This window comes from Frateuria defendens, assembly GCF_001182895.1.
In the GTDB taxonomy this organism is placed as follows: domain Bacteria; phylum Pseudomonadota; class Gammaproteobacteria; order Xanthomonadales; family Rhodanobacteraceae; genus Frateuria_B; species Frateuria_B defendens.
In genome coordinates this window covers 18,980-31,468 of sequence record NZ_LFQR01000051.1, presented here as the reverse complement: position 1 = coordinate 31,468, position 12,489 = coordinate 18,980, and the positions used below count along the sequence as shown (strand labels likewise).

Annotated in this window: 9 protein-coding genes; 5 read left to right on the top strand and 4 right to left on the bottom strand. The window is 68.1% G+C overall.

What is annotated here, in order from left to right; all coding sequences use genetic code 11:
- The first annotated feature begins 118 nt into the window (after window positions 1-118).
- On the top strand, window positions 119-1,042 hold the full coding sequence (gene grxD / locus ACH65_RS08730; protein WP_049622206.1) for a Grx4 family monothiol glutaredoxin: 924 nt from the start codon (window positions 119-121) through the stop codon (window positions 1,040-1,042).
- Between the two features lie 123 nt (window positions 1,043-1,165).
- Here the strand turns inward: grxD and ACH65_RS08725 are convergent, their stop codons facing one another.
- Window positions 1,166-4,291: a TonB-dependent receptor gene (locus ACH65_RS08725; RefSeq protein WP_082190219.1), complete on the bottom strand. Its 3,126-nt coding sequence runs from the start codon at window positions 4,289-4,291 to the stop codon at window positions 1,166-1,168.
- Window positions 4,292-4,779: 488 nt separating this feature from the next.
- Between ACH65_RS08725 and ACH65_RS08720 the strand changes: the two genes are divergently transcribed.
- Together ACH65_RS08720 and ACH65_RS08715 are read left to right on the top strand one after the other, a co-directional pair.
- A complete protein-coding gene (locus ACH65_RS08720; protein ID WP_202594171.1) occupies window positions 4,780-5,724 on the top strand; it encodes a DegV family protein in 945 nt (314 codons plus the stop codon).
- Between the two features lie 38 nt (window positions 5,725-5,762).
- A complete protein-coding gene (locus ACH65_RS08715) occupies window positions 5,763-6,407 on the top strand; it encodes a DUF4124 domain-containing protein (protein ID WP_049622203.1) in 645 nt (214 codons plus the stop codon).
- A gap of 427 nt (window positions 6,408-6,834) precedes the next feature.
- Here the strand turns inward: ACH65_RS08715 and ACH65_RS08710 are convergent, their stop codons facing one another.
- A complete protein-coding gene (locus tag ACH65_RS08710) occupies window positions 6,835-7,617 on the bottom strand; it encodes an SDR family oxidoreductase (protein WP_049622202.1) in 783 nt (260 codons plus the stop codon).
- A 100-nt stretch (window positions 7,618-7,717) separates the two neighbouring features.
- Between ACH65_RS08710 and ACH65_RS08705 the strand changes: the two genes are divergently transcribed.
- Both ACH65_RS08705 and ACH65_RS08700 read left to right on the top strand, forming a co-directional pair.
- Entirely contained in the window at window positions 7,718-7,933 is a 216-nt protein-coding gene (locus ACH65_RS08705; RefSeq protein WP_049622201.1) for a hypothetical protein, read from the top strand.
- A gap of 245 nt (window positions 7,934-8,178) precedes the next feature.
- Window positions 8,179-9,009, top strand: coding sequence for an ABC transporter ATP-binding protein (locus ACH65_RS08700; protein WP_049622200.1), 831 nt, complete (start codon window positions 8,179-8,181; stop codon window positions 9,007-9,009).
- 91 nt (window positions 9,010-9,100) lie between these two features.
- On the opposite strand, the gene sppA is transcribed toward ACH65_RS08700, so the two are convergent.
- On the bottom strand, window positions 9,101-10,975 hold the full coding sequence (gene sppA / locus ACH65_RS08695) for a signal peptide peptidase SppA (RefSeq protein WP_049622199.1): 1,875 nt from the start codon (window positions 10,973-10,975) through the stop codon (window positions 9,101-9,103).
- A gap of 22 nt (window positions 10,976-10,997) precedes the next feature.
- Window positions 10,998-12,413: an MATE family efflux transporter gene (locus ACH65_RS08690; protein WP_049622198.1), complete on the bottom strand. Its 1,416-nt coding sequence runs from the start codon at window positions 12,411-12,413 to the stop codon at window positions 10,998-11,000.
- Between the last annotated feature and the right edge of the window lie 76 nt (window positions 12,414-12,489).

Here is a 12,489-nt window from a genome sequence, read left to right as displayed (position 1 = left end):
ATGGATGCTGGGCGCCAGGGACGGCACCACCGATGCGCCCCGGCGCGGCCTTGAACTGGCGCCTCACGCCGGCATATGGGGACATATATCATTGGCCCTCTTTAGCCGGAGTTTCTCCATGTCCCTCGACAGCGCCACCCGCGACCGCATCGCAACCCTGCTCAAGGACCACCGCGTGGTGCTGTTCATGAAGGGCACCCGCCACCAGCCCATGTGCGGCTTCTCCGCCGCCGCCACCAACACCCTCAACGAACTGCTGCCCGACTACCACACGGTGAACGTGCTGGAGGATCCGGCGATCCGCGAGGGCATCAAGGCCTACGGCGACTGGCCGACCATTCCGCAGCTGTACGTGGACGGCGAGCTGGTCGGCGGCGCCGACATCATCCGCCAGATGTACACCAGCGGCGAGCTGCACCAGCTGTTCGGCGCCACCCCGCCCGACCGCACGCCGCCGGAGATCACCATCACCGACAAGGCCGCCGAGGCGATCCGCCAGGGCACCGCCAATGCACAGGGCGTGGCCCTGCACCTGGAGATCGGCCCCGACCACAGCGCCGGCTTCCAGCTCGCCCCGGCCGGCGAGCACGACATCGTGGTGGTCGCCAACGGCATCGAGGTCCACTTCGACCCGGGCAGCGCCCAGCGCGCCAAGGGCATCGTGATCGACTGGGTCTCCACCATGCAGGGCGAGGGCCTGAGCCTCAAGTTCCCCGGCGCCAACGAGGTCAAGTCGATGAGCGTGCACGAACTGAAGGCGCGCCTCGCCGAGGGCGGCCTCGTCCTGGTCGACGTGCGCCCCGCCGCCAGCCGCGCCCAGGCCGCCCCGCTGCCGCAGGCGCGCATTCTGGAAGAGGAAGGCTACGAAGCCCTCGCCACCCTCCCCAAGGACACGCCCATCGCCTTCATCTGCCACCACGGCATCTCCAGCCAGGGCGCCGCCGGCCGCTTCGCGGCACACGGCTTCAGCCAGGTCTACAACGTGGAGGGCGGCATGGATGCGTGGGCGGCGGAGGTCGATCCGAGCGTGCCGAGGTACTGAGCCATTCCCGCCGCCAGCCGACTGAAAGGAGCGGATTCCGAGGGGCACCCATAGTCGAGCGCAAGACCAAAAAAACCGCCACCCGTAACAGTGGCGGTTTTTTTGTTCCATCAAGCGAAGCGGTTACAGGCTGAAGTCGTACTCAGCCTCCAACTGAAACACGCGCGGGGTTTCATAAGTACGCCCCACTTTGTAGAGGCGATAAGGCGTCACACCCGTCACACCGGCTCCGCCGCCGCCGGTTTCAGAGGTCTCGTAGACGGTGAGCGGCTTGACATTGTTGAGCAGGTTCGTCGCGCCCGCTCGGAACGTCAGGCCCTTGGCCCAATGCGGCATGTAGCTGACATTGGGGCTGAGCACATAGGTCCAGGGAGTACGGCCGGACGTGCCACGCTGCGAAATCTCACCATTGCAGACATGGAAGCCATTGGCATAACCGATATAAGCGGAAACGTCCGCCTCGCCCGGTAGCGAGCCCAAATAGCCTTGGCAGCTGATCGGCGCACCCGAGGCGATGTTGACCGTCAGCCCCAGCTGCCACTCGGGCAGAAACTTCCAGGCGCCGAAGACATTGATCACATGGCGGTGATCGTTGGGCAGGTAGCCATTCGCACCGCGCATCAACTCGGGGTAATCGAAGGCCTCGGTGGTGCCCGCATCGGCCTGGCCCGGACCCACGTCGGTGGCCACCATGCCCTCGGTATTACCGCGCGACTGCGACCACACGTAGGAACCCTTGAGGTACCACACGTTGTCCCACTGGCGCTCGAAGGTGAAGGTTGCCGCGTTGTAGGTGCGCTTGGCCTTCGGCGAACCGATCTCGGCCGCGCTCAGGTGAACCGGCGTGGCCACGCCGTTGCCAGTCAGGTCCACGTTCCAGGTACCGCCCGAACCGGGATTGAACAGAAAGCAGCCGCCCTGGTCGAGCGGAGGATAGCCCCCATTCACACCCGTGCCCGCCGCGTCCATCGCAGCACCGTAACCGTGCGCGGCCCCCCAGGCGGCGAACGGGCGCCAGTCGCAGAAGTCGTCGATGGCGGTCTTGAGGCGGCGATGAGTCAATTCGAGGCCGAGGATCCAGCCGTCATCCAGTGCCTGCTGCGCCCCCAGGCGGTACTCGTCCTGCGTGTAGGGCTTGAGCGACTTGTTCGAATAGCTACCCGGCAGAGGCGCCACACCGCTCTCGCCATTGATCGGGTAGGCGGTCGCATAGGCGGCGCCGGGCGGCGGCGAGCCAAGGTTGAGCGGGCGCCCGGTGGTCGGGTCCACACCCGAATAGCTGAAGTCCTGATAGGTATAGATGGACGGGCTGCCCGAACGCAGGGCCACGCCACTATCCACCGGCAAGGCGTAGCGACCGGCGCTGGCATAGAGCTTCAGCGAAGAGTCGCCATGCACATCCCAGCTCAAGCCGAGCCTGGGCTGCCAGATGTGCGCCATCTTGATGTAAGTGTCGCCGGTGCCGTTGTAGTTCGAGAACTTGTCGTAGCGCAGGCCATAGTTGAAGAGCCAGTTGTCGGCGATCGTCCAGGAGTCCTTCAGATAGGCCGAGGTGGTGTGAATGCCCACGCTGGCACTGGTCTGCTCGATCACCTGCTCGGCGTAGTCCTGGCCGGCATCCGTGGAGTAGTAGTCGTACTCGGCACCGCCCTCGGTGGTGGAACCGCCCTTGGAGGTGAAGCTCTCCTTGCTGCCGCCCAACACGATGTCGTGATTGCCGATCACATATTCCAAGTTGAGCGTGCCGCTCTTGCGGCGGTCGATGGCATTGCCCGTGGAGAGGTTGCCCGCCACGTTGCAGCCCTGAATGGGCGCGACCGTGCCGGCCAAGACACTGCCGCGCTGATCGGTAATGACCGGACAACCGGGCTGGTTGGCATCGCCCAGCACGCCATTGTAGGTCTCGTTCACGCCATTGGCAGTGAAGGCCGACTGCGGGTTCCCCTCGTTCGGGTTGTAGTACTTGGACTGGCCATAGATCGCGGTAAGGGTGAGGCCGTCGGTGATCTGCCACACGTCCTTGAGGATATTGACCTTGCCGCCCTGCTTGTAGTTGAGCGTGCCGTCCCAGGCGCCTGCGTGGGGGTCGCCGTTGCGGTAGGTGAGGTCATACACCCGCGTCGCTTCGTGCGAGACGTCGCTGACGAAGGTATAGGTCGCCGTGTTGTTGTCAGTAATGTTCCAGTCCAGGCGGCCCAGGTAATACGGTGCCGATGTGCGCGACTTACCTGCGCCGGCGTTGATCGGTGTGGTATAGCCGGCGGCGGGCAACAGCGAGCTGGGCGAATAGGACGAGTAGTTGTTGTCCTTGGTGCGCGTGAACTGCGCAGCGCCGAAGAAGAACAACTTGTCCTTGATCAGAGGACCACCGATCCATGCGCTATAGGCGTCCTTGGAGGTGGAGTTGGTACGCGAAGAGCTGACTAGGCGCCCCGCATTGTCGTACCGCGCCGGCGTATGACCCTGCCAAGCGTCAGGCGTGACCTGGTAGTCGACGCCACCTTGCCAGGTATTGGTACCCTGCTTGGTATTGACGCTGACTACGCCACCGGTGGAGAAGCCATACTCCGGCCCGTAGCCACCCGTCTGCACGTCCTCCTGCGCGATCGCAAACCAGGGAACGGTGTTGAAGGCCAGGCTGTTGTACATATCGGTGACATTGAAGCCATCGATGTAGTAGCTGTTCTCGGCCGAAGAGCTGCCGCCGAAGGACGGCGCACCAAAGGTCGAATTCTGCACCGTACCGGGCGTCAGCTGGGCCACGGCCAGCACATCGCGCGGTATCGGCAGAGACTTGAGCTGATCCGCGGTGAACACGGTGCGTACCGCGGTAGCCTTGGTATCGATGGCATTGGCCGAGGGGGCCGTCACCGTGACCGCCGCCAAATTCTGCGTGGCCGCAAAATTCACCTGAATGGAAGAACCGGCCACGACCACGGCGTCCTTGGTGCCGACGGTATTGCCGGCTTCGATCAGCGTCACCTGATAGCTGCCCAAAGAAAGACCGTTGGCGACGTACTGCCCATTTGCGTTAACCGCCACATCCTGACTGCGCCCAGTCGATTGGGCCGTGATGCGCACGACATCCCCGGGTTTGGCAGAACCGTACAAAGTGCCATAGGAGGATTGGGCGTGCACCGGACTGACGATCATCATGCCGGACAAGCCCAGCGCTCCCGCTATGGCCATACCAAGCGCGGAGCGTGCGATGCGGTGCCTTTTTCGAGTAGAACCTTTGGACCAACTCATTTATTTCTCCCCAAAAGGAATTGCCATCAACAAAATCAATCAGGCTTCCAATGCCATGACACGAAGGATCGACATTCGATATCGATCACAAAAATAAAGCCAGCTTTATTCCATAAGTAAAAACACCACCAGACCCGACCCTTGCGATTACGTGCACGCCAGAGCACCCACAAGCCCGACATCGACAGCGGACCGACTTACGCTAAGTCGGTCCATAACGAAAAGTCAACGGCAATTAATTGCGCAATTAACGCACGATCGCGGCGAATATTAATTCGCGACAACATATTTAATTTCGAAATTTTTATGGGTATTTTCAAATACATAAGGCCCACACGCAGTTTATTTCGAGCCATCGGCCGCAAGCCGCAAAAAACTAAGCGGCTAAATTCCTGACACAGAGACCAGCCAGCACCTGTGCCAGCGGCAGCGAAGACAAGTCATCACCGCCCTGCTATGTTCGCCCCGCAACGACAAGGGGGCGAACCATGCGGATGGGAGTGGCGATCGATGCGGCCTGCGACCTGCCGCAGGCGTTCCTCGAGGAGCACCGGGTCGCGGTGATGCCGATCACCGTGCATGTGGACGGGGCCGAGTTCAAGGACAACCGCGACCCGGCCGAGATCCGTCGCTTCCTCGACCTCAAGCTGGGCAGCCGCAGCCATGCGGCGGAGACGGAGCCCTGCTCGGTGGAGGAAGTGCAGCGGCTGTTCCTGGAAAAGCTGGTGCTGGAGCAGGACTGCGTGTTCTGCCTCACCATCACCGCCACCCGCAGCCCCATCAACGAGCACGTGATCAAGGCCAGCTTCGCGGTGCTCAAGCAGTACCGCGAGGCGCGCGAGCGCCACGGGGTGGTGGGGCCGTTCCTGATGCGGGTGATCGACACCCGCAACCTGTTCGCCGGCAGCGCGCCGGCGGTGGTGGAGGCGGCCCGGCTGATCAAGGCCGACGAGACGCCCTCGGCGATCCGCGAGCGGCTCACCTACGTCGCCAACAACAGCTACGGCTACATGCTGCCGCGCGACCTCTACTACCTGCGCGCGCGCGCCAAGAAGAAAGGCGACCGCAGCGTGGGCCTGTTCAGCGCCATGCTCGGCTCGGCGCTGGACATCAAGCCGCTGCTGCGCGCCTACCGCGGCGAAACCAGCCCGGTGGGCAAGGTGCGCGGCTTCGAGCAGGGCGCGGAAACGCTGTTCGACTACGTCGCCCAGCGCGTCCACGCCGGCCTGCTGGTGCCGGCCGTCTGCGTGAGCTACGGCGGCGACCTGGAGGAACTGCCGCGCCTGCCCGGCTACGAACGGCTGCGCTCGGCCTGCACCGAATGCGGCGTGAGCCTGCTGGAGGCGCCGATGAGCATTACCGGCATGGTCAACGTGGGCGAGGGCGCGGTGGTGGTCGGCTTCGCCGCCGAAGAGCACCTCGCCGAGTTCTGAGCACCCGGCCTCGACGGCGCCAGGCCTAGAATCCGCGCATGCGCTGCTTCCTCCTGCCGATGCTGCTGTGGCTGACCTGCGCGATGCCGGCCGTCGCCACGACGGTATACAAGTGCACTGCGGCGGACGGGCGCGTGGTCTACCAGGACGCGCCCTGCGCCCGGGGCCAGCGGCAGCAGCGGATCGACCTGCCGGCCGAGACGACGGCCGCGCCGCCGCCCGCCGCTCCCGCGACACCCGAAGCGCCGCCCGCACCCTCGGTGCCGCCTCCATCCGCCGCGCCGCCGGAACCGGCCGCGCCCTTGCCCGTCCTCTACACCTGCGTGCGGGCCACCGACGGCAAGAGCTATCTCAGCGAGAACGGCAACCCCGCGCCCTATCTCGTCCCGCTGGGCATGCTCGACTGGCAGCACTCGCTATCGCAGGCCTATGGGCCGGACCGCGGCGGCGGCGGCATCTCCGCGCCGGAGGCCAACCGCGGCCGGGTGACGCCGGGGATGGTGAGCGGCGCCTACACCTGGGCGCAGGACAGCTGCCGCCTGCTCGGCCCGCAGGAAACCTGCCAGGCGCTGCGCGATGCCTACGACGAGAATGCCCGCAAGCTGGGCCGCGCCTTCAAGAGCGACCGCCCGCCGCTGGAACGCCGCGACGCGGAACTACGCGCCCAGTTGCGGGGCTGCTGAACGCACGCTGCGCAAAAGCTGAGCAAGCCGTCGCAAGTACGTGCTCGCCAAGGCGATCGACGACTTGCCCACAGGCTTGCCCCCAGGGTTTCCCCAGCGCTTGTGGACAAATCGAAGCGATCGCCGGGCTCAGGCATCCTCGCCCGACGGCGAAACCGGGCGCCCTCGACGGCGTGGACTTGAGGCTTCCGCAGCATGAGGATTTCGAGTGGCCGGAAACCTCAGGACCAAGGCCTGTCCTGCGGGTAGGCGCCGCAATCTCACCGGCCTCGGAATCCGCCCACGACCTTGTTCCCGAAAACAGCCGGCGCCGTGGAGCGCGCTTCGCGCGCGACTGGCCCACGACGGCAACGCGACCGCGCCACGGTCGCGCGCAAGCGCACTCCTGCAATGGCGGCAACGCCTCGCAGGGAGCGCGGCCAGGCGCTCAAAACCCGTAAGGCAGGAAGCCCCCGTCCACCGCCAGCACCTGGCCGGTGATGTAGCTCGACGCCGGCAGGCACAGGAAGGCGATCGCCGCGGCGACCTCCTCCGGCTCGCCGATGCGCCGCAGCGGCGTGCGGTCCAGCACCTCGTCGAGGTAGTCCGGGTCGGCCAGCGCCGGCTCCGAACGCTGGGTGCGGATGTACCACGGCGCCACCGCGTTGACGCGGATGCCGTCCACCGCCCATTCCACCGCGAGGTTGCGGGTGAGCTGGTGCAGCGCGGCCTTGCTCATGCCGTAGGGCGCGCCGGTGCGCACGTGGGTGGCGCCGGAGACCGAACCCACGTTGACGATCGCCGCGTTGGCGTGCTGCACCAGTTGCGGATGCGCCAGCCGGCACATCTCGAAGGCGGCGAACAGGTTGAGCTCGAAGATCGCGCGGTATTCCTCCGGCGCGTAGTCGAGCGCGGCCTTGGGCACGTTGCCACCGGCGTTATTGACCAGCAGCGACAGCGGCGCGCCGAGATCGGCGATCCAGTCGAACACCGCCAGCCGTTCCTCCGCCTCACTGAGGTCCGCGCCGAAGGCGCGCACCGCGATGCCGGGGAAATCGTCGGCCAGTTCCAGCCGCACCTGTTCCAGATAATCCTCGTCGCGGGCCACCAGCAGCAGGTCGGCGCCGAGCCCGGCCAGCTCGCGCGCGGCGGCATAGCCGATGCCCTTGCTGGCGCCGGTGACGAGTGCGGTATGCCCTTGCAACTGCCAGGCGTCGATGCGCGTGTTCATGAGGTCGAGCTTAGCCGATCGGTCCGCTTTGCGGCCGGCTCGCTTGCCCGTGCCGGCGCGTCGCAGGACACTCGGAACCCTCCCAACGGGGAACGCCTCGATGAAACGGCTCGCCCTCCCGCTCTGCCTGCTCGCCCTCGCCGCCTGTTCCGGCAAGCCGCCCGCGCCGCAGGCCGCCCCCAAGCCCGAGGCCGCGCGCGTGGCGACGCCCTGGGACGACATGAAGAAAACCGAGCAGCGCGCCAAGGACGTGCAGCAGGCCGTGGACAAGCAGGCGGCCGAGCAGCGCAGGCAGATCGAGCAGGCCGAGCAATAGGCACGGCATCACGCGAAGCCCGCGCTTTTCTTCCTCTCCTCGCCAGAGCACGCGGGGAGGCGCCATGGATGGCGACGGCGCCGGGGAGCGAGGAGAGGATCGCGGTGAGGGGCGGGGGCTCGCGACAGCGCTCGTTATTGAAAAGAGCGCTTCCTTGAAGCACGTCGCCGCCTCGCACCGCAGGCGTTCCACCCGATGCGGAAAAGCCGCTTGCCGCGCCCGCTCCCGATAGGCAAGGTAAGGGCATGAACCGCCCCGATGCCTCTCCCCTCGCCGACGGCACCGACGCCCCGCTGCTGGAACTGGACCAGGCCAGCGTGATGCAGGGCACCCGCCTGGTGCTCGATCGCCTGAGCCTCGCCATCGCCCCCGGCGAGCACACCGCCCTGCTCGGCCCCAACGGCTCGGGCAAATCCACCCTGGTGAAACTGGTCACGCGCCAGCTCTATCCGCTGGCGCGCAAGGACGGCGCCGCCAGCGTGCGCCTCTTCGGCCGCGCGCGCTGGCACGTGGAGGAGCTGCGCAGCCTGCTCGGCATCGTCTCGCCCGCATTGCAGCTGGACTTCACCAGCGACGCGCCGCTGGAGGTGTTCGACGCGGTGGCGTCCGGCTTCTTCGCCGCGCGCGGGCTCGGCCTCGATCACCGGGTCAGCCCCGGCATGCGCCAGCGCGCCGAAGAGGCGCTGGCGCAGATGGGTGCGACGCACCTGGTCGGTCGCCCGATGGCAAGCCTCTCCACCGGCGAGGCGCGGCGCGTGCTGATCGCCCGCGCGCTGGTGCACCGGCCGCGCGCGCTGCTGCTGGACGAGCCGTGCACGGGCCTGGACCCGGCCACCCGCCGGCATTTCCTCGACAGCCTGCGCGCGCTGGCGCGGGGCGGCACCACCCTGCTGCTGGTCACCCACCATATCGAGGAGATCCTGCCGGAGATCGACCGCGTGGTGATGCTGCGCGAGGGCCGCGTGCTGCGCGACGGCCGCAAGGCCGACACACTGACCGGCGAGGCGCTGAGCGAGCTGTTCGGCCTGCCGGTGCAGGTGCACCGGCGCGGCGACTACTACGCGGCGAGCCTGTAGCCCGCGCCGACTCGCGTTCTTCCGCGCGGGCGCCCCACCGCGCCGCGCGGACTCATTTGGACGTCTCTACGTCCATCCATCAAAACGCCCGTCACTGCGGGCTGCAGAAGCAGTACGCATAGACGTTCGGCCGGCCGGCCTGGGCGGTGCGCAGCAGCTTCAGCTCGGACGGCAGCGGCGGCAGCTCGCCGAGCCAGGACGGCAGCAGCTGCAGGCCGTGCGCCTGCGCCACGCGCACCAGCGCGCTCTGGCTCATCGAGACGAAGAACTGCTGCAGGCCGCCCATCGGCTCCTCGGCGTAGCGCACGTGGTAGTCCTTGCCCAGCTTGGCGCGGGCGGCGGCGTCGGCGACGGCGGCGTCCAGCCCGCCGAGCTGGTCGACCAGGCCGCGCTCCAGCGCCTGCCGCCCGGTCCACACGCGGCCCTGCGCGATGGCGTCGATGGCCGCGAAATCCTTGCCGCGCGCCTTCGCCACGTTGCCCACGAAGTCGCGGTAGCCCTTGTCGATGATCGCCTGGATCAGCGTGCCGGTCTGCGGCGCCAGCGGCCGGGTGATGTCGAACGCGCCGGCCAGCGGGCCGGTGCCCACGCCGTCGCTGCGCACGCCGAGCTTGTCCAGCGTGCCGGGCACCGTATAGAACATGCCGAAGATACCGATCGAACCGGTGATGGTGTTGGGCTCGGCGAAGATGCGGTCGGCGTTCATCGAGATCCAGTAGCCGCCGCTGGCCGCCACGTTGCCCATCGACACCACCACCGGGATGCCGGCGGCGCGGGTCAGCGCCACCTCGCGGCGGATCTGCTCGGCCGCGTACACCTCGCCGCCGGGGGAATCCACCCGCAGCACCACCGCCTTGGTGCGCCGGTCCTCGCGCACGCTGCGCAGCAGCGCCGCGGTGGATTCGCCGCCGATGCTGCCGTGCGGCTGCTTGCCGCCGCTGATCTCGCCCTCGGCCACCACCACCGCCACCCCGGACTGGAACGGGCTGTCCTGCTCGAGGTTGGCGACGTAGCGCGAGAGGCCCACCTGGCGGATGCCGCGGCCGTTCTTGCCGGCCGGTACGCCGTCCTTGCGCAGCATCGCCTCGACCTCGGCCGGGGTGGCGACGCCGTCGATCAGGTGCTGGCCGAGCGCGAGCTGGGCGAGGTCGCCGTGGGCGCCGGCGATCTCCTGCGGCAGGCCGTCGAGCGCGCTGCGCAGCGCGGCCGGGTCGAGCTTGCGCTGCTTGGCCACCTCGTCGAGGTAGCTGTCCCACAGGCCGCCCATCCAATAGCCGTCGGCCTCCTTCGACTCGGGCGAGGCGTGGTCGAGGATGAAGGGCTCGGCGGCGCTCTTGAACTGGCCCACGCGGAACAGGTGCACGTCCACGCCGAGCTTGTCCAGCAGGTTCTTGTAGAACAGCCGGTAGTTGGCCAGGCCGGTGATCAGCACGCCGCCCTGCGGGTCGAGCAGGATGCGGTCGGCGTGCGCGGCGAGGTAGTACTGCCCCTGGTCGAGGTTGGGCGCCCACGCCAGCACCGGCTTGCCGGCGGCGCGGAAGCGGTCGAGCGCCGCGCCCACCTCGTGCAGCGCGGCGAAGCCGCCGTGCAGGTCTTCCGGGTCGAGCAGGATGCGGCTGATGCGCGGATCCTTGGCCGCGGTATCGACGGCGCTCACCAGGTCGCGCAGCTGGATCTGCCGCGGCGGGTTGCCGGAGAGCGAGTTCAGCACGCGCTGCAGCGGCTCGATGCTGTACTGCTCCACCAGCTCGCCCTGCGGCTTGAGCACCAGCACGCTGCCGTCGAGGATGCCGTGCTCCTGCCGGCTGGCCGCGATGCCGAGCGCGAACAGCAGCACCAGCAGCAGCAGGAAGGCGAAGAACACCAGGTTGATGATCACCAGCCGCACCGCGTTGAGGCCGCGTCCGATCACACGGAGGAAGGCCCAGAATCCATTGGGGCGGCGGCGCAGCGGCGGGGGTGTCATGGCCGGAAAGTCCTTGGGGGGTTCAGTCGGTCAGGGTAACCGCTCCGCGCGTCTCGGTCATGTCGGCCGCGGCCGGCGCACGCCAGCGCGCACGGCGCGCGCTGTGCGCGAAGCGCGCGAACAGGAGCAGCGCGGCCATGCTGAGGCCGGCGATCAGGCCCATCCACATGCCGCGCGCGCCGAGCCCCTGCGGGAAGGCCAGCCACCAGCCCACCGGCATGCCCACGCCCCAGTAGGCGAGCAGGGTGATCGCCATCGGCACGCGGGTGTCCTTGAGGCCGCGCAGCGCGCCGTTGGAGGCCACCTGGATGCCGTCGGAGAACTGGAACAGCCCGGCCAGCCGCATCAGCTGCACGGCCAGCGCGATCACCGCCGCATCGTGCGTGTACAGCCGCGCGAGCAGGTCCGGCACGCCGAGCATCAGCCCGGAGGAAAACAGCTGCACGCCGAGCGCCAGCGCGATGCCGCAGAAGCCCGCGTAGCGCACCCCGACCGTGTCGCCGCGCCCCACCGCATGCCCCACCCGCACGGTGATCGCCATCGACAGGCCGAGCGGCACCATGAAGCTCACCGTGGCCACGTTGAGCGCCACCTGGTGGCTGGCCACCACCGTCTCGCCCAGGGTGGCGATCACCAGCGCCACCGCCACGAACAGCCCGCCCTCGGCCAGCAGCGAGACCGCCATCGGACCGCCCACCTTGACCAGGTCCAGGATCATCCGCGGCCGCGGCCAGGCCAGGCCCGCGCGCAGGCCGAGGTCGCGGTAGCGCGGGTGGCGCGCCACGTACACCGCGAAGCCCAGCACCTCCAGCCACAGCACGGCCGCGGTGGCGATGCCGCTGCCCAGCGAGCCCAGCGCCGGCAGGCCGAGGCGGCCGTACATCAGCACGTAGCCGAGCGGCGCCAGCACCAGCAGGCCGCCGAAGCTGAACAGCATCGAGGGCCGCGTCATCGACAGGCCTTCGGACAGCCCGCGCAGCGCGAAGTAGCAGGTGAGCGCCGGCGCCGCCCAGCTGATCGCGTGGAGGAAGCGCACCACGTCATCGCGCAGCGTCGGCACCACGCCGATCAGGTCGAGCAGCGGCGCCGCATGGCGCACGCCGAACCACAGCACGGCGCCCAGCGCCAGCGCCAGCCACAGCGCCTGCACGAACACCGCGCCGATCTCGCGCCGGCGGCCGGCGCCGTCCAGCTGCGCCACCGAAGGCGGCACCGCCATCATCATCCCCAGGCCGCTGACCAGCGCCAGCGCCCAGATGCTCACGCCGGTGGTCACCGCCGCCTGCACGTGGGCGTTGAGGTGCCCGGCCAGCACCGCATCGACCACGTTGGCGCCGACCGCCGCCAATTGGGCGGCGATCAGCGGCAGCGCCAGGCGCACGGTGGCGCCGAGCTCGCGCGCCGCGCGGGCGCGGTCGAGGGAAGGGAACAGGCTCATGGGAAAGACGGGCCTCGCAGGGCCGTCCATTCTAGCCGAGCCGGCACTGTGGCGGCCCGGCGGCCTATGCCAACAT